The sequence below is a fragment of the Pseudomonas mandelii genome, assembly GCF_002251635.1.
In the GTDB taxonomy this organism is placed as follows: domain Bacteria; phylum Pseudomonadota; class Gammaproteobacteria; order Pseudomonadales; family Pseudomonadaceae; genus Aquipseudomonas; species Aquipseudomonas mandelii_B.
Map to the genome: position 1 here is coordinate 1 of NZ_NMOJ01000241.1, position 23,436 is coordinate 23,436.

At 59.6% G+C, this 23,436-nt stretch carries 16 protein-coding genes, 3 tRNA genes and 3 pseudogenes; 15 read left to right on the forward strand and 7 right to left on the reverse strand.

Annotation, left to right across the window (positions count from 1 at the left end; genetic code table 11):
* Positions 1-11: 11 nt before the first annotated feature.
* The 5 genes from B7L09_RS28420 (at position 12) to B7L09_RS28440 (ending at position 4,467) form a co-directional block, all read left to right on the forward strand.
* Positions 12-88: transfer RNA gene (locus B7L09_RS28420), tRNA-Asp, on the forward strand.
* Positions 89-193: 105 nt separating this feature from the next.
* A tRNA-Asp gene (locus tag B7L09_RS28425) sits at positions 194-270 on the forward strand.
* A gap of 249 nt (positions 271-519) precedes the next feature.
* Positions 520-1,029, forward strand: a complete 510-nt coding sequence (locus B7L09_RS28430; protein ID WP_094471622.1) for a sigma-70 family RNA polymerase sigma factor — start codon at positions 520-522, stop codon at positions 1,027-1,029.
* A complete protein-coding gene (locus tag B7L09_RS28435) occupies positions 1,026-1,976 on the forward strand; it encodes a FecR domain-containing protein (RefSeq protein ID WP_094471623.1) in 951 nt (316 codons plus the stop codon). The genes B7L09_RS28430 and B7L09_RS28435 overlap by 4 nt, the downstream gene beginning before the upstream one ends.
* Positions 1,977-2,043: 67 nt before the next feature.
* Positions 2,044-4,467, forward strand: a complete 2,424-nt coding sequence (locus B7L09_RS28440) for a TonB-dependent receptor (protein ID WP_094471624.1) — start codon at positions 2,044-2,046, stop codon at positions 4,465-4,467.
* A gap of 142 nt (positions 4,468-4,609) precedes the next feature.
* Here B7L09_RS28440 and aldA read toward each other — a convergent pair.
* The 4 genes and pseudogenes from aldA to B7L09_RS28460 form a co-directional block, all read right to left on the reverse strand.
* Positions 4,610-6,043, reverse strand: a pseudogene (gene aldA, locus B7L09_RS28445) (aldehyde dehydrogenase).
* Between the two features lie 20 nt (positions 6,044-6,063).
* Positions 6,064-6,864 (reverse strand): aldolase/citrate lyase family protein, encoded by an 801-nt coding sequence (locus B7L09_RS28450; RefSeq protein ID WP_094471625.1) that lies wholly within the window; start codon positions 6,862-6,864, stop codon positions 6,064-6,066.
* 14 nt (positions 6,865-6,878) lie between these two features.
* A complete protein-coding gene (rhmD, locus tag B7L09_RS28455) occupies positions 6,879-8,063 on the reverse strand; it encodes an L-rhamnonate dehydratase (protein WP_094471626.1) in 1,185 nt (394 codons plus the stop codon).
* Between the two features lie 16 nt (positions 8,064-8,079).
* On the reverse strand, positions 8,080-9,375 hold the full coding sequence (locus B7L09_RS28460) for an MFS transporter (RefSeq protein WP_094471627.1): 1,296 nt from the start codon (positions 9,373-9,375) through the stop codon (positions 8,080-8,082).
* Positions 9,376-9,500: 125 nt separating this feature from the next.
* On the opposite strand from B7L09_RS28460, the gene B7L09_RS28465 reads away from it, so the two are divergent.
* The 5 genes from B7L09_RS28465 (at position 9,501) to B7L09_RS28485 (ending at position 16,201) form a co-directional block, all read left to right on the forward strand.
* Positions 9,501-10,442 (forward strand): LysR family transcriptional regulator, encoded by a 942-nt coding sequence (locus B7L09_RS28465; protein WP_094471628.1) that lies wholly within the window; start codon positions 9,501-9,503, stop codon positions 10,440-10,442.
* 184 nt (positions 10,443-10,626) lie between these two features.
* Positions 10,627-13,458 carry a xanthine dehydrogenase family protein molybdopterin-binding subunit gene (locus B7L09_RS28470; protein WP_094471629.1) on the forward strand — a complete coding sequence of 944 codons (2,832 nt, stop codon included), beginning with the start codon at positions 10,627-10,629 and terminating at the stop codon, positions 13,456-13,458.
* Positions 13,451-13,990 carry a (2Fe-2S)-binding protein gene (locus B7L09_RS28475; RefSeq protein ID WP_094471630.1) on the forward strand — a complete coding sequence of 180 codons (540 nt, stop codon included), beginning with the start codon at positions 13,451-13,453 and terminating at the stop codon, positions 13,988-13,990. The genes B7L09_RS28470 and B7L09_RS28475 overlap by 8 nt, the downstream gene beginning before the upstream one ends.
* Positions 13,991-13,992: 2 nt before the next feature.
* Complete coding sequence (locus B7L09_RS28480) at positions 13,993-15,228, forward strand: c-type cytochrome (protein WP_094471631.1); 1,236 nt, start codon at positions 13,993-13,995, stop codon at positions 15,226-15,228.
* A 1-nt stretch (position 15,229) separates the two neighbouring features.
* On the forward strand, positions 15,230-16,201 hold the full coding sequence (locus tag B7L09_RS28485) for an XdhC family protein (protein WP_094471632.1): 972 nt from the start codon (positions 15,230-15,232) through the stop codon (positions 16,199-16,201).
* A 118-nt stretch (positions 16,202-16,319) separates the two neighbouring features.
* Here the strand turns inward: B7L09_RS28485 and B7L09_RS28490 are convergent, their stop codons facing one another.
* On the reverse strand, positions 16,320-17,603 hold the full coding sequence (locus B7L09_RS28490) for an NAD(P)/FAD-dependent oxidoreductase (protein WP_094471633.1): 1,284 nt from the start codon (positions 17,601-17,603) through the stop codon (positions 16,320-16,322).
* Positions 17,604-17,786: 183 nt separating this feature from the next.
* On the opposite strand from B7L09_RS28490, the gene B7L09_RS28495 reads away from it, so the two are divergent.
* Together B7L09_RS28495 and B7L09_RS28500 are read left to right on the forward strand one after the other, a co-directional pair.
* Positions 17,787-17,863, forward strand: a tRNA-Val gene (locus B7L09_RS28495).
* A 304-nt stretch (positions 17,864-18,167) separates the two neighbouring features.
* Positions 18,168-18,758 (forward strand): type VI secretion system-associated protein TagO, encoded by a 591-nt coding sequence (locus B7L09_RS28500; RefSeq protein ID WP_010455991.1) that lies wholly within the window; start codon positions 18,168-18,170, stop codon positions 18,756-18,758.
* A gap of 395 nt (positions 18,759-19,153) precedes the next feature.
* Here the strand turns inward: B7L09_RS28500 and B7L09_RS28505 are convergent, their stop codons facing one another.
* The gene (locus B7L09_RS28505) at positions 19,154-19,906 is read right to left on the reverse strand and encodes a class I SAM-dependent methyltransferase (RefSeq protein ID WP_010455988.1); all 753 of its coding nucleotides are present in this window, start codon (positions 19,904-19,906) and stop codon (positions 19,154-19,156) included.
* A gap of 103 nt (positions 19,907-20,009) precedes the next feature.
* Here B7L09_RS28505 and B7L09_RS28510 point away from each other — a divergent pair.
* Positions 20,010-20,436 (forward strand): annotated as a pseudogene (locus B7L09_RS28510) (cell wall hydrolase).
* 17 nt (positions 20,437-20,453) lie between these two features.
* A pseudogene (locus tag B7L09_RS28515) lies at positions 20,454-20,919 on the forward strand (lysis system spanin subunit).
* A gap of 486 nt (positions 20,920-21,405) precedes the next feature.
* Here B7L09_RS28515 and B7L09_RS28525 read toward each other — a convergent pair.
* A complete protein-coding gene (locus tag B7L09_RS28525) occupies positions 21,406-22,971 on the reverse strand; it encodes a methyl-accepting chemotaxis protein (protein WP_094471635.1) in 1,566 nt (521 codons plus the stop codon).
* Between the two features lie 191 nt (positions 22,972-23,162).
* On the opposite strand from B7L09_RS28525, the gene B7L09_RS28530 reads away from it, so the two are divergent.
* Positions 23,163-23,357, forward strand: a complete 195-nt coding sequence (locus B7L09_RS28530) for a hypothetical protein (RefSeq protein WP_094471636.1) — start codon at positions 23,163-23,165, stop codon at positions 23,355-23,357.
* The last annotated feature ends 79 nt before the right edge of the window (positions 23,358-23,436 follow it).

Below are 23,436 nucleotides of genomic sequence, written 5' to 3' on the forward strand. Positions count from 1 at the left end.
TGCACCGACGCGCAGCGGTAGTTCAGTCGGTTAGAATACCGGCCTGTCACGCCGGGGGTCGCGGGTTCGAGTCCCGTCCGCTGCGCCATATTTTCCGAGTCAGGCTTGCCCTGATTCGAGATTGAAAGAGAGATTGAAAAGTCTCGGAGCTTTCAGTCAGACGAGTTACTTGGACGCAAGTCCAAAGCGATACGCAGCGGTAGTTCAGTCGGTTAGAATACCGGCCTGTCACGCCGGGGGTCGCGGGTTCGAGTCCCGTCCGCTGCGCCATATCTGCCTCAAGGCCCACTGAACGCCTTGAAGCACAAAGCAAGCNGTTNGCAATCTTCGAGTCGATAGCAAAGACCCTGGTCGAAAGACCGGGGTTTTTTGTGTCTGCGATTTGGCTTTTCCTCTCCTCAATACCCTCCTCATTGAACCTTTCTGCTCAGTCGATGCATAAAGGGCTTCCTTCATACGCCCGACATTAATTAGAATCACTCTCATTTACGATAACTCCTTGGCACAGGGCTTCTTGAAATGAGCGATGCAGCGATGCCGGAGGAGCAAACCTTCCATGACTTGTACCGCGACCATCGCGGCTGGCTCGAAAGCTGGTTGAGACGACGCATGAGCAATGGTCATGATGCGGCGGACCTGAGCCAGGATACGTTCGTGCGCGTGCTTGCCAGCTCCCAGCACATTGCTGACCTGCAAGAGCCCCGCGCTTACCTGGCGACCGTGGGCAAACGGCTGCTGACCAACTTCTACAAGCGCCGCAGCCTCGAACAGGCTTACCTCAATGCACTGGCGCTGCTGCCTGAAGACTGCGTGCCATCCCCCGAGCAGCGCTGGATCCTGCTGGAAACCCTGCAAGCCCTCGACGAATTGCTCGATGGATTGCCGCCCCCGGTACGACGGGCATTTCTCTGGAGCCAACTGGAAGGCCTGGGTTACCAGGAAATCGCCGAGCGCCTGCAAGTCTCCGAACGCACGATCAAGCGCTACATGGCCCAAGCCTACGAACACTGCCTGCTGGTGGACCTGTGATCGGTTCAGCCCCTTCGGCAGACGCCCGCCAAGTCATACGGGCTGCCGCGCAGTGGCTGGCGCTCATGGAATCGGGCACTGCTAATGAGCGAGACCGAGCCGAGTTACAGAGCTGGCGCGACAGCCATTCCAGCCACGAGCAGGCCTGGCAGAAAGCGCAACGCTTGCGTCAACGTTTTGCTGACGTGCCGTCAGCCTTGGCGATGGCCAGTCTGGATCGGCCGCAGCCGAGCCGGCGTGCGGTACTCAAGCGCGCCATCGGAGCGGTGGCGTTGGTGCCGACCGCTTGGCTGATCAGTCGGCAGTTGCCTCTGGATGTCTGGAGCGCGGACTTCAGGACAGCGACCGGGGAGGGCAAGAAAGTCCGGTTGGCCGATGGCAGCTCGCTGCAATTGAACACTGCGAGCGCCGTCGATATCGATCTGAACAATCGGCTACTGAAGCTTGTGGAGGGCGAGATAGCCTTGAAAGTCCCCGGTTCGTCGCCGCTGACGATACAGACTCACTTCGGTCAGGTAGTCGTCAGTCAAAGCGAAGTGTGTGTTCGCCAGTGGCAGACGGGTTGCCGGGTGTCGGTGCTCAACGGCACGGTGCAGCTGCAGCCTTTGCGCGGATCGGTCTTTTCATTGCGCGCAGGCCAGCAAGTCAGCCTTCAGGCGGCAGGTGCCGGCGCTGTGGAACCCTTCGACGTGCTTGCTCCGGGCTGGCGAGACGGTGTGTTGATGGCACAGAACCAACCGCTGGGGGATTTTTTGCGCGAACTCAGCACCTATCGCCCGGGTGTGCTGCGCTGGGAGCCGGAACTGGAATCCCTGCGTGTCACCGGCAGTTTTCGCCTCGAAGACACCGATCGTATCCTGGCGCTGCTGGCGGCCAGCTTGCCGCTGGAGGTGCATTCGCGTACGCGTTATTGGGTCACGCTGCTGCCGCGCAAAAATAGTGTTTGAAGTGTGTCCCCTTTTTTCGCGTCGCTTGTCATTCAAGGCAAGTGAACGAATCAAGAGAGCTTCTTCAATGCCCGCAGTGTTCCCGTCGAGTCCGCGTCTGGCTTCATCCCGCCTGCGCCCGTTAATGCACTTGAGCCTGTTGCTGAGCCTCAGCGCCTGTCCTTTGTTTATCACCGCCGGTTGGGCCGAAGACGCGCCTCGACGCAGTTATCAGGTGCCGGCAGGCAGCCTCAGCGCAGCACTGACCCGTTTTGCCGGTCTGGCGGGCGTCAACCTTTCGGTTGACCCGGCGCTGGTGAGCGGGCGTAACAGCCCCGGTCTGTCCGGCGAATTCGCCGTGGAGGAGGGCTTTGCCCGGCTGCTGCAGGGTTCCGGCCTGCAATTGCAGCCAGTGGGCGAACAGGCCTACATCCTGACCCCGACTCCCGAAGGCAGCGGTCTGCAACTCGGCGCGACCTCGATTCTCGGCTCCATCGATCCGGTGGACGGCGATCCGTATGCTGGCGGCCAAGTCGCGCGTCGCGGTTCGCAAGGCTTGCTGGGCTCCAACGACTTTATGGAAACGCCGTTCAGCATGACCACCTACACCGCTGATGCGGTGAAGAACCAGCAGGCGCGCACACTGGGAGACCTGGTTGCCAGCGATCCGTCGGTGCGCGCCACCAACCCGGCGGGTGGGCGCTATGAGCAATTCACGATTCGCGGGTTCAGCCTGTTCAACAGTGATGTGGCCTACAACGGCCTCTATGGCGTGCTGCCGACCTACACCATCGACATGGAGATGGCCGAGCGGGTCGACGTCCTTAAAGGCCCGAGCCAGCTGATCAACGGTATCTCGCCACGCGGTAGCGTCGGCGGCGGGATCAACGTGGTGCCCAAGCGCGCCACCGACAAGGACATCACCTCGTTGACCGGTATGTACGCTTCCGACAGCCAGGTCGGCGGTGCCGTGGATGTTGGCCGGCGCTTTGGTGAAGACAACAAGTTCGGCATCCGTTTCAACGGCGTGAAGCAGTCCGGCGATACCGAATGGGATCACCAGAGTGTCGACCGTGAAATGGCCGTGTTGGGCCTGGATTTTCGCGGCGAGCGTTTGCGCCTCTCCACGGACATCGGGCGTACCGAGCGTGACACCGACGCGCCGCAGGAGCGCGTGCAGGTCAACGCCAACGCACAGGTTCCACATGCCAGCGATGTGCGTCACAACTATGCGCAACCCTGGAGCAAGGCGAGTACCAACGACACCTTCGGCACGGTGAACGCCGAATTCGACGTCAACGATTCCGTCATGCTCTACGGCGGCGTGGGCGCGCGTAAAAGCAACCATGACTTCCTCCGGCATGCCGTGGCGGTCACCAACGACAAGGGCGATTTCAGCGTTCAACCCCGTGATTTCACCCGCGATGAAAACGTCCGGACGGCCACGGCTGGGGTGCGCAANTGGTTGCATACCGGACCCGTTAGCCATGAGATCAACCTGGCGGCCAGCTACTTCTACATGGACTTCGAAAATGGCGGCGCACGTTACGCGGCGGCCCCCAGCAACCTCTACAACCCTGTGGAAACACCTACGCCGGTGCGGCCGACGCGACAGGATCCGAAGGTCTATACCGAAAACCGCTTCAGCGGCGTGGCGTTGTCCGACACCCTGGGGTTCTTTGATGACCGGCTGTTACTGACCCTCGGTGCNCGCTGGCAGCGGGTGAAGGTCGATGACTGGACNGATAACGTCAAAGGCGACACNGCGTANGACGAGGAAAAAGTCTCGCCATCGGGCGGCATCCTCTTCAAAGCCACCGACAAACTGTCGCTATATGCCAACTACATGGAAGGCTTGAGCCAGGGCAAAATCGCGCCTTCGACCTCGATCAACGAAGATGAAATCTTCCCGCCATTCATCAGCCGCCAGGTCGAGGTCGGCGCCAAGTATGACGCTGGCGCGTTTGCCCTGACCGCTGCGGTGTTCCGGATCAAGCAGCCGGCCTATGAGACCAACGCCACAACGCGGGTCTTCGGCCCGAACGGCAAGCGTGAAAATACGGGTGTGGAACTGAGTGTGTTCGGCGAGCCGCTCAAAGGCTTTCGTCTGCTCGGCGGCGTGATGTATATCGACAGCGAACTGACGAACACCACCCACGGCACCTTTGACGGCAATCGCGCACCGGCCACGCCCAAATACAACGTCAACCTGGGCGCAGAATGGGATGTGCCGACGGTTGAGGGCCTGACCCTCACCAGTCGCGGCATCTATTCCAGTTCGCAGTATCTGGACCAGTCCAACAACAAGGAGATCGATTCGTGGGAGCGTTTCGACGTGGGCGCGCGCTACGCGTTCAAGGTCGAGGAAAAGAACATCACATTGCGCGCCAACATCGAGAACGTGGCAGACAAGCGCTACTGGAGTTCGGCCGGGGCGTCGGATGACAGCGAGCCGGGTCTGACGCTGTCGACGCCGCGGACCTACCTGCTTTCTGCGACCGTGGATTTCTGACGGATAGCTTTGACTGACATGACGCCATCGCGGGCAAGCCCGCTCCCACAATGATCTGTGTTGTTCCACACATTGAGTGAACTCCAAGAACCCTGTGGGAGCGGGCTTGCCCGCGATGGCGGCGTCAGCAACACCGCCAGGCTCAGCCTTGCAAGTAAACCGCATGGGTATGGGTGTACTCATACAACCCATGCTTGCCATCCGCGCCGCCAATCCCGGATTTACGCACCCCGGCATGGAAGCCCTGCATAGCCTCGAAGTTCTCCCGGTTGACGTAAGTCTCGCCAAAATCCAGCTCACGCATCGCGTGCATGGTTTTACTCAGGTCGCGGGTGTAGATCGACGAGGTCAGGCCATAGTCGCAGTCGTTGGCCAGGGCGATGGCTTCGTCGAGGTCGTCGATAATCTGGATCGGCAGCACCGGGCCGAAAATCTCTTCGCGCATGATTTCCATGTCGGCGCTGCACCCGGCCAATACCGTGGGCTGGAAGTGAAAGCCGTTCGGTAGATCGGCAATCTGCCCACCGCTGACCAGACTCGCGCCCTGGCTCAAGGCCGTGCGCACTTTGCGGTTGACGCTGTCCAGGCCCTGACGGTTGATCAGCGGACCCATTTCCACCTCAGGCTGAGCAATCGGATCGCCATAACGGGTCGCGCTCATCGCCGCTGCGATGCGTTCGATAAACGGGTCGGCGACCTTGCGTTCGACGTACACCCGCTCGGCGCAATTGCACACCTGGCCGCTGTTGATGATCCGCGAATCGCGAATGGCTTTTACTGCCAGATCGAGGTCGGCATCCGCCAGCACAATGGCCGGCGCCTTGCCGCCCAGTTCCAGGTTGAGTTTGGTGATGTTCGGTGCGGCGGCGGCCATGATTCGTGAGCCGGTGTCGACGCTACCGGTGAAGCTGATCATGTCCACGCCCTTATGCGCACTGAGCGCCGCGCCCACTCGACCGTCGCCGCAGACCACGTTGAACACGCCGGGCGGCAGGTCGGTTTCGGCCACCAGTCGGGCGAATTCGAATCAGTTGTTCGGGGTTTCTTCACTGGGTTTGATCACGAGGGTATTGCCAGTCAGCAGGGCCGGCGCCATCTTGCGGGCGATCAGGAAGAACGGGAAATTCCACGGCAGAATCCCGGCGACCACGCCCAGTGGTTTGCGAAACAGAAAGATGTTTTCGTTCTGCCGGTCGCTGGTGATGATTTCACCTTCGATGCGCCGGGCCCACTCGGCCATGTAGTCGAGGTAATCGGCGGTGAAATTGACTTCCACCTCCGCCAAACCGCTGACCTTGCCTTGTTCCAGGGTGATGGTGCGTGCCAAGTGCTGGACGTTCTCCCGCAGCTTGGCGGCGATCCGGCGAAGATGCCCGGCGCGCTCAATCGCCGGTTTGCGCGACCAGTCCTTTTGCGCGGCGCGCGCGGCGGCAAGGGCGCGGTCGACGTCTTCGGCCGTCGAGGCCGGGACTTTCGACAGCACGACACCCGTGGCCGGGTTGATCACATCGAGATGGGTAGCGCTGGCCACGAACTGGCCGTTGATGAAGTTTTCGTACACAGGCACGGACGACATTGGGGCGACTCCTTGGCTGATCAGTAAGTGCGCGACGGCGCGTGTTCGGTGGCCGGTGCGCGGTAACGGGCGAGGGTGGTCATGGCGCTTTGGCGCAGCAGGCTGATGTCGATGGCCACGGCAATGAACTGGCAGCCCCAGCTTTGATAGCGGCGCGCGTCTTCTTCGTTTGGCGCGAGGATGCCGCAGGCCTTGCCGGCGGCGAGCGTTGCTTTCACCGCGTGCTGGATACGTTCCTGAACTTCAGGATGGCCAGGGTTGCCAGCATGGCCGAGGCCGATGGACAAATCCGCCGGGCCGATAAACACCGCGTCGACGCCTTCGACGGCGGCGATCGCTTCGACGTTTTCCACGCCAATCCGCGATTCCACCTGAACGATCAGGCACAACTGTTCATGGGCAGTGTTGAGGTAATCAGGCACGCCGTCCCAGCGCGTGGCGCGGGTCAAGCCGCCGCCGACGCCGCGAACGCCGTGGGGCGGGTAACGCATGGCGCGCACCAGGGCGGCCGCTTGCTCGGCGGTTTCGACCATCGGGATCATCAGCGTCTGCGCACCGATATCCAGCAGTTGCTTGATCAGGTTGGCGTCGCCCGTGACCGCGCGCACCACTGGCGCGGTGGAGTAGGGCGCCACCGCCTGCAATTGCGCGAGTACGCCGGGCACAGTATTTGGCGCGTGTTCACCGTCGATCAGCATCCAGTCGTAGCCGGTGGTGGCGACGATTTCGGCGGCGTAGCCGGTGGCGAAACCGGCCCAGATTCCGTATTGGGTCGCCGGATTATTCAGCGCGGCCTTGAAAGCGTTGTGAGGCATGTTCATGGCGGGGTCCTTTCTCAGCGGTTATACGGCCGATGCAGTTGGCATTCCGGGTTGAGGGTCACGCCGAAACCTGGCTGGTCGAGTGCCGACAGGCGCATGCGGCCATTCACCGGCACCGGCTCGCCGAGCAATTGCGGGTGGAACATCGGCACTACTTCGTCCGCCTTCGGCGCCATCATTAGAAACTCGGCGAACGGGCTGTTATGCCGGGTGGCGACGAAGTGGTAGCTGTAAACCGAAGAACCGTGGGGAATGACCAGCGCGTTATGGGCGTCTGCCAGCGCCGAGATTTTCACCAGCTCGGTGATGCCGCCGCACCAGCCAACGTCCGGCTGGATGATGTCGCAGCAGCCCATTTCCAGAAGCATGCGGAAACCCCAACGGGTCGCTTCGTGTTCGCCGGTGGTCACCAGCATGCCTTTGGGCACGTTGCTGCGCAGGGCCGCGTAGCCCCAGTAATCGTCCGGCGGCAGGGCTTCTTCGATCCACTTCAAGCCGTACTCGTGGGCGCCGACCGCCAGTTTGGTGGCGTAGTTGAGGTCCAGGCTCATCCAGCAATCAAGCATCAGCCAGAAGTCCGGGCCGACCCGTTCGCGCATGGTCGCCAGTTCTTCGAGGTTCTTGCGCAGGCCTTCCTCGCCTTCGGCCGGGCCGTGGTGCAACGGCATCTTGCCGCCGATGAAACCCATTTTCTGCGCCAGGTCCGGACGGGCGCCGGTGGCGTAGAACTGCAATTCGTCGCGCACCGCACCGCCGAGCAACTGATGCACCGGCTCTTTGCGGATCTTGCCGAGCAAGTCCCACAACGCCAGATCAACCCCGGAGATCGTGTTGATGACGATGCCTTTGCGACCGTAATACAGGGTCGATTGGTACATCTGGTCCCAGATTTTTTCGATGTCGGTGACCCGTGCGCCTTCGAGGAAACGCGCCAGGTGTTTTTCGACAATGTACGCGGCAGGCTCGCCGCCGGTGGTGACGGCGAAACCAACCGTGCCGTCGCTGGCTTCGATCTCGACCACCAGGGTCCCGAGCACGTTGATGCCGAAGGTGCGGCGGCTCTGGCGGTACTCGGGGTATTTGCTCATCGGCGTGGCAATGTGATCGTCGATCCAGTGACCGTCCGCCTGATCGTGATAATCCGCGCCGCCGCCTCTCAACGTGAAGGCGCGGACGTGTTTGATGGTTGGAATGCCCATGGTGTGACTCCTCAGGTTAAGCGGTGGCCGGTGTGTTGGAAGGCTTCTGGACGGGTGAGCGGATGCCCAGGACCAGCAACGCGGCGATGACAGTGGTGCCAGCCAGCACGTACAAGCCTGCGGCCGGTGAATGGAAGGCGCCTTCGGCCCAGTTCTTCAGGACCGGGGCGATGAAGCCGCCGAGGGCACCGAACGAATTGATCAAAGCGATCCCGGCTGCAGCGGCGCTGCCGGCGAGATAGCTGGAAGGGAAGGTCCAGAACACCGGTTGCACAGCGATGAAACCGGAAGCGGCGAAGCACAGGGCGACGATGCCGAGGAACGGGCTGGCAAAGGTGACCGAGCAGGCGATCCCGGCTGCGGACATCAGCAACGTCAGGCAGGCGGTGCGGCGACGTTCGCCGGTGCGGTCGCTGTAGCCGGGGATCAGGTACGCCGCGACGATCGCGCAGATCCATGGAATTGCCGTGACCAACCCGACCATCAGCCCGACCTTGGTGCCCAACAGCCCGCCGACCTGGGTCGGCAGATAGAACACCACGCCGTAGACGCTGGCCTGAATCAGCAGATAAATCAGGCACAAGTACAGGATTGAGGGTTGGCACAGAACGTTGAGCAAGCTGCGGCCGTGATTCTGTTTGTGGCTGTCTTCTTGATCCAGGATGCCTTGCACTTGCTGGCGTTCTTCAACCGTCAGCCACTTCGCGTCGGCCGGGCGATTGTCCAGATACCAATAGGCCCAGACGCCCACCGCCGTGGCCATCAAGCCTTCAACCGCGAACAGCCATTGCCAGCCGTGGACGCCGGCAAATCCGTCCAGCTCCAGCAGCAAGCCAGACAACGGGCTGCCAAAGATGAACGCCAGCGGTGCACCGAAGTAGAAAAAGCCCATGGCTTTGCCACGCGCGGCGCTGGGGAACCAGTAGGTGAGGTAAAGAATGACACCAGGGAAGAAACCGGCCTCGGCCACGCCCAGCAAAAAGCGCAGGACGTAGAAGCTGGTTTCGGTGTGAGCGAAGACCATGGCGGCGGAGACCAGGCCCCAGGTGACCATGATCCGGCACATCCACAGACGGGCGCCGACGCGGTGCAGGATCAGATTGCTCGGCACTTCGAGCAGCGCGTAACCGACGAAGAACACCCCGGCGCCGAAGGCGAAAGCGGCGTCGCTGATATTGGTGTCGGCTTGAAAGGCTTGCTTGGCGAACCCGACGTTGGCGCGGTCGAGGAAGGCCATGATGTACATCAGTAGCAGGAAGGGGAGCAGCCGCCAGGAAATTTTGGCGAGCAGAGGCGCGGGTAGAGTCTTCATCGCAGTTTTCCTTTGGTAGGGCATTTGTTCTTATGGGAAAGACTGTACGGCCGTGGATCGATGCGTTACAAATCGAATCTAGCTCACAACTGATACCTTGAAGGTATCGATAACAAAGGCCCGCCATGACCACGCCGATCATCTCCCGCAGCCTGCTCAACCGCCTGCGCTACAAGCATTTGCACATGCTGGTGACGCTCAGCAGCAGTCAGAACCTGCATCGCGCCTCGCAAAGCCTGAACATGTCGCAACCGGCGGCGACCCGAATGCTCCATGAGATTGAAGACATGTTCGGCTGCGATCTGTTCGAGCGACTGCCCCGCGGAATGCGGCCGACGGCGCTGGGCAGTGAGTTGATTCGTTTCGCCGAATCCGCCATCAGCGGCCTCGACCGCTGCGCCGAAGACCTAATCGCGCGGCAGCAGGGCGGTTACGGTTATCTGTCCATCGGCACCATCATGGGCGCTGCGCCGGACCTGGTGATGGATTCGATTGCCGAAATCAAGGCGCTCAATCCGCAGTTGCGCATTCGCATCATGGGCGACACCAGCGACCAGGTGATCCAGTTACTGGAGCAGGGCCGCATCGACCTCGCCATTGCCCGGCGCAACGCTGCCACCGACAGCGAACATTACGAGTTCGAACAGCTGGGCAACGAACGGTTGCTGGTTGTCGTTCACGCCGGTCATCCCTTGGCGCAACGGGAAACACTCGAACTCTCGGAACTGGTCAGCGGCTGGCCGTGGATCCTGCAACCGGAAACCAGCCCGGCGCGCATCGGGCTGGATCAGGCCTTGCAGCGCCTGGCCTTGCCGACACCCGCCGACATCATCGAATGCAGCTCGGTGTACTCGATGCAGCAACTGATTCAACTGACCGACGCCATCATGGTGCTCTCGGAAACCGCGTTGCGCGACTACCTGAAAATGGGTCTGGTGGTGGCGCTGCCTGTTGCGCTGGATGTGCAACTGGCGCCGTTCGGATTGCTGCTGCGCAAGGGCGAACACATCAGCCGGGAGTTGGGTTTGTTCATCGATTTGCTCCGCCGAAAAGCGGCGGTTTTTTGATTCTTTGGTCAGATTTTTGTTACCAGTTGTTTTCTAAAAGCCCATAAATCTATAAAGTTAACCTTTCGGTCAGCTTTGCACTGCCAACACAGCCCTTTGCCTCGTCAAAAAGGGCTTCTGCAAGACTCGAGATCCCCAGAACATAACCAGAAGGGCGGACCCATAACCGCCCAGAGGATGATCCATGTCCAACCGTGAAATATCCCGGCGCTCGTTCCTTCAGGGCGGGCTGGTGGCGGGTGTGAGCGTGACGCTCACGCCACTCAGCAGTCAGGCGCTGGCGGCCTTGATGGAAAACAGCGTGACCGTGCCGTCCGAGCAATGGCTTGGCAACAACGGCAAGGCGCGCTCGCGTAACGATGCCTTGTCCAAGGTCTGCGGCAGCAAAGTGTTTGCCCGCGACATCCGCGCCAAGGACATGCCGGGCTGGCCGCAGCAGCAAGGCCACGCCATGCTGCTGAAAACCACCAAGGCTGATCGCATTTATGCCGGTTACGACCTGACGTGGCTCGGCACCGACGTGCAGCCGGACCGCATCGTCACCGCCGCCGACCTGGACAAGGACGGCATCGCTTTCCCGGAGGAACACGCACCGGATCCTCTGCTGCCGGAGGGCAAGGTGCCGATGTTCATCGGTCACCCGGTGGCGATCCTGATCTGGAACGACTTCGAGCGTTTCCGTCAGGCCAAGGCCAAGCTCAAATTCAATGACAAAGCGATTCGTTACGGCGACAAAGTGCCGTTCTACGAAGGCGATCCCTACGGCAGTTTCCGCTACGTGCGCGTCGGCGGGGCGACCTCGGCGGACGAAGACGAATTCGCCAGCCTCAAGGATTCGATCCTGTTCCCGATGTTGAAAAACCGTCGCCCGGTGTGGAATTCCCAGCCGGACCTGCACGGCAACCTGACCGAGCGCGGTTTGTTCTACGCCGAGCGCATGAAGCAACAGATCGACACGCCACCCGACAACTGGCTGGTGTTCGACGAGCGCTACAAAACCCCTTCGATCGAACCGGCCGCGATGGAGCCGGACAACGGAAACGGCTGGTACGACCCCGCGACCAAGACCCTGCATTTCGTCGTTGCCACCCAGTGCCCGCTGGAAACCGCGACCGAGACCGCGAAGATGATCGCGCCGTCGCGTTTCGGCCTGGCCAACCTGAACATGCACCCGGGCTACACCGTCGGTTATGGCTCCAAAGACCACAACATTTTCGTGTACTACGCAGCGCTTGCGGCGTTGTACGGCGCCGGCGTGCCGGTGCGTCTGGCCAACGATCGTTATGAGCAGTTCCAGAGCGGCATCAAGCGTCACCCGTTCGATATCCGCTACCAACTGGCGGTGGACAAGACCGATCACAGCTTCAAGATTTTCCGCGCCGAGATGAACGTCGACGGCGGTGGACGGATCAACTACAGCCCATCGGTGGCGGCGGTTGGTGCCACGTCGGCGCAATCGATCTATTACATGCCGCAGAACGATTTGCAGGTCACCGCCTACCATTCCCGCGCCGTTGAAGCCGGGTCGATGCGCGGTTACGGCACGCTGCAAAGCATGGCTTCCACCGAGATGATGGTCGATGAAATTGCCGATCGCCTCGGCATCGACGCCATTGATCTGCGCAAGAAAAACGCCATGGTCTCGGGCATGAAAAACACCCAGGGCGCGGTGCCGGCAGGTGCGTTGCGCCTGCACGAGATTCTCGACAAAGCAGCCGTGCACGAAGTCTGGAAAAACCGCGACGCGATCAAAAAGCAGCGCGAATCCCAGGACCCGGACAACTGGTACGGCGTCGGTTTTGCCATCTGCCAGAAAGACTTCGGCACCGGTTCTGAAGCGCCGATGGCCAGCATCGAATTCACCGCTGATGGGCACATCAGCCTGCGCCACATCGGTATCGAAATCGGTACCGGCATGTCCACCTCGCAAGCCTTGGTCGTGGCGGATTTCCTTGGCGTCCCGGCGACTGAAGTGAAGACCGGCGAGACCGAATGGAAAGAGTTGCAGCTGATCACCGGCGGCAACCCGTACCTCATGAGCCAGGCCGAGCAGGACAATGTGCTGCGCAATCCGCGCTGGGTCGGCAAGCTCGCCTCGGCCTCATCGGCGACCAATTCCGCCTACTACTTCAGCCACGCCACCCGTGAAGCGGCGCGCGTGTTGTTCAACCACGGTTTGTGGCCGGCGGCGTTGCAGATCTGGGGCCAGGGCCCTTACGGCGGCCAGGCCAACCCGTATGTGGTGCGCCGTGAAGATGCGCATTGGGTCGATGGCCGACTCACCGCCAACGGCATGCAGCCGCTGAGCTTCGAACAACTGGCCAAACACGCCCACGAAAAAGGCTTGGTGACTGGCGCGACCGTGCACGGTTTTAACCGCTGGAGCTGGGCCGAGGCCGAGTTCAGCATCGACGGCGTGCGCGAACGTCTGCCGCTGGACGGCTTGGCGGTGAAGTACGGCGACGGTGCGCCGAGCGTGAAAAAAGCGCAGATGAACAGTGCCGGTTTCCACTTGCTGGATCGCCAGAACGTGCATTACCCGGACACGCAGTTGAACAACGCGGCGGTGACTTATTACAGCCCGGTCGCGACGCTGGTGGAGCTGAAAGTGAACAAGGGCTCCGCCGACGTGCAAGTGTTCAACCATCACTCGTGGGTCGAGTGCGGTCGGGTGCTGGTGGAAGAACTGGTCAAGGGCCAGCTCGAAGGCGGGATCGCGATGGGTATCGGCCATGCGCTGATGGAAGAGATGCCGCTGTACGAAGGCGGGCCGGGGGAGGGCGACTGGAATTTCAACCGCTACCGCTTGCCAATGGCGCGCCACGTGGCGGTCTGGAAGCAGACGGCCGAGATCCTGCCGCCGCTGTCGCCGAGCGATCCATCCAAGGGCATCGCCGAAGTGGTGATGATCCCGGTGGTCGGTGCCATCGGTAACGCCGTGGCGCATGCCATCGGCAAACGGGTCCGCGACCTGCCCATCACTTCTGCACGCATCAAGGAGGCCCTCAATGGCTAACCGTCCGCTTCAACTGACCCTCAACGGTCAATCCGTCGGCCCGGTGGACATCCCTGATGACCTGCCGATGATCGACTACCTGCACGAATACAAAAACCTCACCGGCTCGCGCCTTGGCTGCGGCCAGGGCATTTGTCACGCCTGCGTCGTAATCGTCGACAACCCGGACGGCACCAGCGAAGAAGTGCGCACCTGCATCACCGGTGCGCATTATTTCGAAGGCAAAAAGGTGCGGACCATTGAAGGCCACGCGACCCGCGATGAGCAGGGCCAGGTCGTCGAACTCAATCCGATCCAGCAACGCTTCGTCGATGAGTTCGCTTTCCAGTGCAGCTACTGCGCGCCGGGTTTTGTGAACGCCGCGACGGTTTTGGTAGAGAAGCTGCAGCGTCAGCCCATCGTCAAAAGCCAGCTGGAAAAAGTCATCGAGGACAGCCTCGGTCACCACATCTGCCGCTGCACCGGCTACGTGCGGTATTACAGCGCGACGCGCAACGTGCTGACCGATCTCGGCCTGGTCAAGGAGGGTTGAGCATGAAGCATTTACTGTCCCGCCTGGCGTTGGCGGTGGGTCTGGCAGCGCCTGTCTTGCTGGCTCATGCGGATGAGCAAGTCGATCGCGGCGCCTATCTTGCCCGTGCCGCCGATTGCATGGCCTGCCACACCGCGCCGGGTGGCGCGCCGTATGCGGGTGGTCTACCGATCGTCTCGCCGTTCGGCACGATTTACGGCACCAACATCACCCCGAGCAAAGAGCACGGCATCGGTTTGTACAACGATGACGAATTCTTCGCCGCGCTCACCGAGGGCAAGCGTCGCGATGGCGCGAACCTGTACCCGGCGATGCCATACACCTCGTATCACTTGATGCCGCGCGCAGATTCCGATGCGATTCACGCGTACCTGAAAACCGTCGAGCCGATCGAACGGGCAGCGCCGGTCACGAGCCTGAGCTTTCCGTTCAACGTGCGCCTGGGCTTGACGGGCTGGAACATGCTCTACGGCAAGGACGTGAAGCTGGCGCCGGCCGACGGCAAAAGCGAAGCTTTCAAGCGCGGTCAATACATGGTCGATGTGCTCGGCCACTGCGGCGAATGCCACACGCCACGTGGATTGCCCGGTTCGATGCAGCAGGACAAACGCATGACCGGCGGCGTGCTCAACGGCTATCTGGCGCCTAGCCTGCTGGCCAACGACCTGGCCGCTCGCGGCTGGAATCATCAGGACCTGAGCTCGTTCCTCAAACACGGCATGAGCGCCCAAGGCACGATGTTCAACGAGATGTTCCCGGTGTTTCACAACAGCACCCAAGGCCTCAATGACCCGGACCTGGCGGCGATGGCGACCTTCCTGCTCGGCGATCAACCGCCGGCCGCGAAGGTACTGACCGACGTGCCGCTGGACAAACTCAGTGCCAGCGCCCAGCGCGGTCGTCAGGATTACCTGAACGTTTGCGCCGGTTGCCACGCGGTCGGCGGCGAGGGCAAGCCGCACATCGCCGTGGCCATGCGCGGCAACACCACGCTGCGCCTGGAAGATCCGCGCAACCTGGTGCGGGTGATCGACGACGGCATTGGTGAGCAGAAATTCGCCGGGTTCGAACACATGCAACCGATGCCGGGGTTCGCCGAGAAGCTCAGCCACGAGCAACTCACCGATCTGCTGAACTACCTGCGTCAAGGGTGGGGTGGTCAGTCGGGTGATCTGGCCGTGAGCGACGTGCAGACGTTGCGGGCCGATGCGCCGCCACTCGAGCACAAGGCGCACTGACATGCAGCATCTCGATCTGCAAGTCGTGCGCCGGGCGCTGCAATGGTCGATGGCCGGGCAGCGCATCTGGCTGTGCACGGTGCTCGCCACTTATGGCTCGGCGCCGCGTGCGCCGGGCTCGTTGCTGGCGGTGAACAGCGACGGGCATTGGATCGGTTCGCTGTCCGGCGGCTGCGTCGAGGAAGACTTTCTCGAACGCGTCGCCGAGGGGGCGTTTGTTGATGCAGTCAGCATCGTTCGTTATGGCGAAGGCGATGATCCGCGTTCGCGCGTGAGTCTGCCCTGCGGCGGCGTGCTCGATGTGCTGGTGGAGAAGCTTGAGCCCGAGTGCGAGGTGCAGGCTCATCTGCGGGAGCTGGAGTCGGCGTTGCTCGGCCAGCGGCGGCTGATCCGCGAGGTTGATCTCGCCAGCGGTGCACGCAGTCTGTTCACTGATCGTGAGCAGGGCGTGCGCATCGAACGTGAGATTGACCGGGTGCGCGTGCGGATCGGCGCAGCTCAGCGCTTGCTGTTGGCGGGGTATTCCAGCGTCGCCCAGGCGTGCGCGGAGTTTGCGGTTGGCCTCGGGTTCGAGGTGATTCTCTGTGATCCGCGCGACGAGGTGCTGGAAGGCGTCGTGCTGGAAAACGTCGAGATTCGCCGTCAATTGCCGTCGGTGTTCATTGCTGACGGCGGCTGCCACAGCGACACCGCCGTGGTGGCCTTGACTCACGATCCACGCATCGACGATTTGGCGATGATGGAAGCCGTGCGCACCGAGGCGTTTTACATCGGTGTGATGGGTTCCCGGCAGACCTCGCAGAAGCGCTTCGAGCGATTGCGCAGGATCGGTGGTTTGGGAGACGCGGAGCTGGCGCGTATTCATGCGCCCATCGGGCTGAACCTGGGCAGCAAAACCCCTGCGGAAATTGCCCTCGCCGTACTCGCCGACATCCTGCGAATCCGCAGCGGCATCGCACGGGATCGGCTCTAAAGCCATGCGCTGATCCCTGTGGGAGCCGGGCTTGCCCGCGATGAGGCCATCACATTCGATATCTGTGTTGACTGACCCTCCGCGATCGCGAGCACCCGCAGTGGTTTTGCAGTGTCAGTCAGTACCCGAACTTGTCCCGCAGCCCGTAGTACCACGCGCCCAGCGCAGCAAACGGCGTGCGCAACAGTTGCCCACCCGGGAACGGGTAGTGCGGCAGGTCGGCAAACGCATCAAAACGCTCTGCCTGGCCACGCAGCGCTTCGGCCAGCACCTTGCCCGCCAGGTGCGTGTACGTGACGCCGTGGCCGCTGCAACCCTGGGAATAGTAGATGTTGTCGCCCAGGCGACCAACCTGCGGCAGGCGCGACAGGGTCAGCAGGAAATTACCGGTCCAGGCGTAATCAATCTTCACGTCCTTGAGTTGCGGAAACGCCTTGAGCATCTTCGGCCGAATGATGGCTTCGATGTTTGCCGGATCCCGCGCGCCATAGACAACACCGCCCCCGAAGACCAGGCGCTTGTCGCCGGTCAGACGGTAGTAATCGAGCAGATAATTGCAGTCCTCGACGCAGTAATCCTGCGGCAGCAACGTCCTGGCCAGCTCATCGCCCAGCGGTGCGGTGGTGATGACCTGTGTGCCGCATGGCATCGATTTGGCCGCCAGCTCCGGCACCAGGTTCCCGAGGTAGGCNTTGCCCGCGACGATGATGAACTTGGCCCTGACCTTGCCCTGTGGCGTATGCACCACCGGATTTGCGCCGCGCTCAATGCGGACCGCTGGCGACTGCTCATAAATAGTGCCGCCCAGCGACTCGACCGCGGCCGCTTCGCCCAACGCCAGGTTCAGCGGATGAATGTGACCGCCGCTCATGTCGAGCATGCCGCCGACGTATTGCTCGCAGGCCACCATCTCACGGATGCGCTTTTGATCCAGCAACTCAAGCTGCGTATGACCAAACCGTTCCCAAAGACGTTTCTGCGCTTCCAGATGGCCCATCTGCTTGGCAGTGAGNGCNGCGAACACGCCGCCGTCCTTCAAGTCGCACTGGATTTGGTACTTTGCCACGCGTTCACGGATGATCCTGCCGCCTTCAAACGCCATCTGCCCGAGCAGTTGCGCCTGCTTGGGGCCGACGCTGCGTTCGATCACGTCGATGTCGCGGCTATAACTGTTAACGATCTGCCCGCCGTTACGGCCAGAAGCGCCAAAACCCACCTTGGCGGCTTCCAGCACCGTGACCTTGAAACCGTTCTCCAGCAAAAACAGGGCAGAGGACAGACCGGTGTAACCGGCACCGATCACGCAGACATCAGTCTCTACGTCATCCTGTAAGNCCGGGCGCGGCGGAACCGCATTCGCGGATGCGGCGTAATATGACTGGGGGTAGGGGGTGTTCGCCATCCTGGAACCTCTGTTTAATATATTTTACGAGTGCATCGATCCTACCCGAGTTAAAAATCGACCGCCAGCCACCGGAAAATCTTCTTAACCACCGCGAAATTAAATAATTCGCATATTCATAGGGTTAGCTGCAAAAAAGATGTTGACACCCCTCCGGAATTCCGTAGAATGCCGCCTCACAGCAGGCACGTAGCTCAGTTGGTTAGAGCACCACCTTGACATGGTGGGGGTCGTTGGTTCGAGTCCAATCGCGCCTACCAAACAAAATCCGCTCTGCTGGGCGGTCTAGAAGGGCTCACCGAAAGGTGGGCCCTTTTTTGTTGTCCGCGATTTGACTAGGCATCCAATTTGAGCGCCTTCGTGCAGTGCTGAATAGCGTTGAATTCAAGCCGGCATGAGGGCAATCAGCGCAGGTGTTGTGAGGGATCGACAAAATAGCCTATACCCGTACGGGAGCTCCGGCCACATGCTTCTCTCGGGGAAGGGCTCGCAAAGTATGCAACACTAGTGGGTAAGGGATGATCTTGGCGCTATGCTAGATCGGAAATTTTGAAAGGGATATCAATGAGAATCCTATCGTCAATCTTACTAGCTTCAATCTGGTCGACCGGTTACGCCGCTGATGATTGCACCGGTATTAATGAAGATAGCAAACGTCTTGCATGCTACGACATGAAATACCGCCCGGTCTCCACTGTGGAGCAAGCTTCTAGCTGGGAAGTTAGCGAGACAGTCTCAAAAATTGATGATAGTAAAACTATCGTATTGCACGCGACCTCCAAAGAAGTAGTGGAGAAGCAGTACGGCGGTCGCGATACAGCTGACCTTTATATTCGCTGTGCCGAAGGGGCAACGTCGTTGTATTTCGTCTTGGCCGGGAATTTTCTAGCTGATTCAGAGGAGTACGGACAAGTGACCTACCGAGTTGATAATCAAAAAGCCCGGACGTACAGTTTTTCGTCCTCCACGGACAACAAGGCTCTTGGTCAATGGGGCGGTCAATACGCTATTCCCGTTGTTAAGCACCTATTCGACGCTCAGCAGGTAGTTGTCCGTATCACGCCCTACAACGAATCACCGGTAATGGTGACCTTCCCTATTTCTGGCCTGCGGCAAGCCATTGCCCCCTTGCAACTGGCATGTAAGTGGAAGTGATGTCCGAAATCACTGCGGCGCTGGGCACGGTTACCGTCCCTATGCTCCGCCATACATTGCGATGCAGGCGATCAAGTTTGCTTGGCTGATTAGGTCTGCCTCCTGAATGACAGCCTGGTCGTCCTCACATCCAAATATGTGGCCCGCAAACTTTATCCCGTGTGGATCGTTCTCAGCGTTGAATGCGGCGAAAGCGTCGCAATTCGATAGCGCCGAAAAAGTGAACGTGATAGCCGTGTTTGGATCACCTCAAGATCAGGCAGTATGGGCCAATCACTGTGAGGTAGAGGATAGCGACTCTAGGTATTTGAAATTTCAAGAGTCGCTTAAATCTGAATGGACCTACTAACAATAGGAAGTCACAACTAAACCGCTTGGAAGTCTTCGCTGCTGCGTTAGCTTTTCGTAGCAACCATGAGAAGAGAGCCGCCAACAGGAAGCCTTATACCTGTCTTCAATAGGATCAATTCCAGACTCATAACCAGTTCAAGTATTTTATTGAGCCAGCGCGGGATTTTGTATTCCGTCATGGGATCATATTCGCCGTCCTGTGGTTTCGCCCGAGAGAGCCACATTAGAGGAACAAGCAGGCTCACGAACGAAGTGGTGTATTTCACTTCAAGGCCTGCTGCTTTCACTTTTTGTATAAGTTCTGTTCGCGTGTAACGACGGACGTGACAAGCGAATTCGTCAACATGTGACCACAGCCAACGATGTTGAGGCACTGAAATAATAAGAGAACCACCTTGCTTTAAGGCTCGTGCCAAGTTGTCTAAAACTAATTGGTCTTGCTCAATATGCTCGATAACATCGAATGCCCCAATGACGTCATAGCGAGCTTCATCTGACATTGCAGTTGCATCAAGTTTAACGAAAGTCGCCGATGGAATTCGCTCTTTAGCATGGATCAAACCTTCTTCAAAATACTCAGATCCATACAGGTCTGCATTTGGATAGCTGTTTCTAACCCCCTCAAGAACGAAAGCCGTACCACAGCCTATTTCAAGAAAATTGTTGAAGTTGCCTATCTTGTTTTTTAAAGCCCATAGAAGAACTCGATTTCTAGCGCGGAACCACCAGTGTTTGGCTTCCTCGGCAGCGAGAAGCCTGAAGGAGTCGGAGGGAAATGGTGCGCGTGTCGAGGTCATCCGTGAGCATTCCTAAATTCGTGGCTGGGATTTGCATTTTTACACCAAAAGTCAGACGGCGCCCGCCATTGAGCGGGTATTTTTTTTGCCTGGAGAAAAATGAATGACTGCAAACGAAAAAGACCGTGACCTCCTCGCACGGACACTGTGGGGTGAGGCTCGTGGCGAAACCTTGGCTGGGCAAATCGCAGTGGCCTGGACAATCCGCAACCGTGTGAACGACGGCAAGGCCAAGTCATGGTGGGGCGAGGGCTATGCCGGCGTGTGCCAGAAGCTGTATCAGTTCAGTTGCTGGAACAAGAACGACCCGAACTTCGCCTATTTTGAGCGGCGCGAAGCAGATCCCGTTCCGCGAACTGGCCCAAGCATGGATCGCCGCTGACCAGGTGATTGACGGCAAGGTGCAGGATCCGACCGTTGGCGCGACACACTACTACGCGACCGCCATGAAGAAGACGCCGGCTTGGGCGACTAAGGCCAAGCAGACCGTAGTTATTGGTGGTCACGTCTTCTTCAAGGATATGCCGTGATGCCACTGGCGCAGCAGATGATCGGTGTGCTGGCGCTGGCCGTGATGCTGATGGCCGGCAGCGCAGCAGTCCCTGGCAGGTTCAAGACTGGCGCTAAGGCAAGCAGCTCGCCGAGCAGGCCGGCCTTCACCAGGATGACCTGAGCGCCATCAGCAACGCGGCCGCCGCGTAGGTGCGCACCGATCAGGACAAGTGCCTGGCGCTCGAGCAGCGGTTGGCGGCCAACGACCAAACTCACCACAAGGAACTGACCGATGCTCAAACCAACCAGGCTCGCCTGCGCGATCGCCTTGCCACTTCTGATCTGCGGCTGTCAGTCCTCGTCGACGCTGCGGATTCAGCCAGCGGCGTGGTTCATGGAGGAGCGCGCGCCCGACTTGACCCAGCGTATGCTCAACGAATTGTCGCCATCACCGATGCCGGGGACCAGGGACTGATCGCGCTGGCGCGTGCCAAGCATATGTTCGGGAGTTAATTCACTAAAGCAGTTGGCATAGGGCTGAATTAAGTTTCGACCGAGTCCAATCGCGCCTACCAAACAAAATCCGCTCTGCTGGGCGGTCTAGAAGGGCTCACCGAAAGGTGGGCCCTTTTTTGTTGTCTGCGTTTTGCAATTCCAGCCGCTCACCGACAGACGGTATAGTTCAGTCAGCGAAATTGTTAAGGAGATCTTTGCTATGGATAAGGCATTTCGAAATCCGATGTTTCTAACCGGCATCCCGCTGGCAATCTGCGGATTCAGCTTTGGCTTGAGCGGTCTATTAAACGAAGCTACGTTCGGTTACATGGCGCCTGGGTTGCTCATTCCGGGCCTCGCTTTTATGTTGATCGGCTGGATGCAGAGGAATAAGAGAGCTTCGGCCGNATACACCACAGCCAATCTTGAGCATCGAGCAGATAACTGACTTAAACAGCAGGATTGATCATCCTGCTTTTTCTATTTCGATCCCCGATCAGTAAGAGCAGGGCTTATCGGTTAAAGCGCTCAACCAGCGAATACTGAGTTTTAGCCGTCTGTGTTAATTCCTTAGTCACCTCGGCGGAATGCCTGGCCTGCTCAGACGTCTGATCGGCGAGGGTTGCGATGGTGGTGATGTTGCGACTGATTTCCTCTGCGACGGCTGATTGCTCTTCAGTCGCGGCCGCTATCTGGGTTGTCATATCGGTGATGTTGGCGACGGCTTCGCTGATGCCGATCAGGGCTTTATCGGCCTCCAGCACCCACGCAACGCCTTCTTCGGCCTGGCGCTGGCCGCTTTCCATAGTCTTCACGGCATTGTTTGAAGAGACCTGTAGCTTGGAAATCAAGCCGTGAATCTGGGTCGTCGACTCGGTTGTTCGTTGAGCCAATTGGCGCACTTCGTCCGCGACGACCGCGAAACCTCGACCCATTTCTCCCGCGCGTGCAGCTTCGATGGCGGCATTGAGTGCCAACAAGTTGGTTTGATCGGCGATGCCTTTGATCACATCGACGACCGTCCCGATTTCGTTACTGTCTTTGGCCAGTTGCGCGACGGTTTGGCCTGTCTCGCCGACCACATTGGAGAGCCGCTGAATGGCGTCACGCGTGTCACGGGCGACGTCGCGTCCACGGCCTGTCAGCACGTTGGCTTCCTGGGTGGCGTCGGCGGTGCGCTGGACGTGGCTCGCGACCTCTTGTGTGGTGGCTGCCATCTGATTGACGGCGGCCGATACCTGCTCGGTTTCGATTCGTTGGCGATCAAGTCCACGGGAACTGTCGGAGGCGAGGACGTCAGATCTCCCGGCCAGACCGGTGAGCTGCTCTGCGGTGTCTTGTAACCGCGTCAGGCAAGTCTTGAGACGTGATGCCTGGCTCACGAAGGCCGTTTCAAGACGCGCCTGATGACCTCGCTCGTCGCTGTACATTTGCGCAATCAATTGGTCGGAAGTGGAAGCCTCTGCCATTTCCAGCAGATGCAGTGCACCGCGCTTCTGCCGGCGCGAAGCAATCAGCCCCATCGGAGCCGATACACCTACGGCTACCAATGCTGCCAAGGGAGGGCTGAGGAAAACACCGCCCAAAGTCCCCGCTAAACCCATGGCCAGGAACGGCAGCCAGTCCATCAAGACGGGTTGCCATTTGTCGCTGCCAGGAACTGCTGACTTGCCCCGGCTGATTCGTTTATAGAGGGCCTCGGCGCGGCGGATTTGATCGATGCTCGGTTTCACCCGGACCGACTCATAACCAACGACTTGGCTCCCTTCAAAAATGGGCGTGACGTAGGCGTTGACCCAGTAGTGGTCGCCGTTCCTGGAGCGATTCTTGACGATACCCATCCAAGGGTTGCCTTGTTTGAGGGCACTCCACATATGGGCGAATATGGCGGATGGCACGTCAGGATGACGAACGATGTTTTGAGGGGCGCCTATCAGATCTGACTTGTTGAAACCGCTGATTTCTACAAAGGCGTCGTTACAGTAAGTAATGACCCCTCGTGAGTCCGTTGTCGAGATGAGTTTCTGTTGAGGTCCAAGGGCAACCTCACGTTGTGTAACGGGTTGATTATTTCTCATCTGTGTTGCTCCTATGCCCTGAGCTAGAGACATCGGCAAGAATTTGCAAAAGGTTAACGAGTCCTTGGAAATGAACCTGTCGTGCGTCGGAAAGTTTATGTGCCGGCGCGTTTGCGTTGGTCTCCAGCGACTGAGGTTGTCTGCGATTCAGGCGTAAGATACCGGTGCTACCTCACCAAAAGGAGCCGCATATGATCGCCGACCAAATGAACAAACAGGCGTCCGAGGATAAGGCTGTTTGGGATCAATACTTCTGCGCTGCGTTGATTGCGGAAAGCAATCTGACGGCCCCGGTTGTCGGGGGGGCTACTCACGAAGACAGGCAAAACCTGTTGATTGAAAGGGCCAAGGCGCTCGCTGACAAGATGATGGAAAACCGAAAATGATCAGAGCCCAGCCACGCGCTGGGCTCTTCACAACGGGCGTCTCAGTAACAGGTATGCGCCTGTCGGATCAGGCGATCAG

Excerpts from the sequence above, each read along its gene's own strand:
- rhmD (WP_094471626.1), bottom strand. The coding sequence starts at position 8,063 with ATGGGCATTCCAACCATCAAACACGTCCGCGCCTTCACGTTGAGAGGC.
- B7L09_RS28430 (WP_094471622.1), top strand. The coding sequence starts at position 520 with ATGAGCGATGCAGCGATGCCGGAGGAGCAAACCTTCCATGACTTGTAC.
- B7L09_RS28475 (WP_094471630.1), top strand. The coding sequence starts at position 13,451 with ATGGCTAACCGTCCGCTTCAACTGACCCTCAACGGTCAATCCGTCGGC.
- B7L09_RS28505 (WP_010455988.1), bottom strand. The coding sequence starts at position 19,906 with ATGACCTCGACACGCGCACCATTTCCCTCCGACTCCTTCAGGCTTCTC.
- B7L09_RS28525 (WP_094471635.1), bottom strand. The coding sequence starts at position 22,971 with ATGAGAAATAATCAACCCGTTACACAACGTGAGGTTGCCCTTGGACCT.
- B7L09_RS28450 (WP_094471625.1), bottom strand. The coding sequence starts at position 6,864 with ATGAACATGCCTCACAACGCTTTCAAGGCCGCGCTGAATAATCCGGCG.
- B7L09_RS28470 (WP_094471629.1), top strand. The coding sequence starts at position 10,627 with ATGTCCAACCGTGAAATATCCCGGCGCTCGTTCCTTCAGGGCGGGCTG.
- B7L09_RS28485 (WP_094471632.1), top strand. The coding sequence starts at position 15,230 with ATGCAGCATCTCGATCTGCAAGTCGTGCGCCGGGCGCTGCAATGGTCG.
- B7L09_RS28480 (WP_094471631.1), top strand. The coding sequence starts at position 13,993 with ATGAAGCATTTACTGTCCCGCCTGGCGTTGGCGGTGGGTCTGGCAGCG.
- B7L09_RS28465 (WP_094471628.1), top strand. The coding sequence starts at position 9,501 with ATGACCACGCCGATCATCTCCCGCAGCCTGCTCAACCGCCTGCGCTAC.
- B7L09_RS28530 (WP_094471636.1), top strand. The coding sequence starts at position 23,163 with ATGATCGCCGACCAAATGAACAAACAGGCGTCCGAGGATAAGGCTGTT.
- B7L09_RS28500 (WP_010455991.1), top strand. The coding sequence starts at position 18,168 with ATGAGAATCCTATCGTCAATCTTACTAGCTTCAATCTGGTCGACCGGT.
- B7L09_RS28460 (WP_094471627.1), bottom strand. The coding sequence starts at position 9,375 with ATGAAGACTCTACCCGCGCCTCTGCTCGCCAAAATTTCCTGGCGGCTG.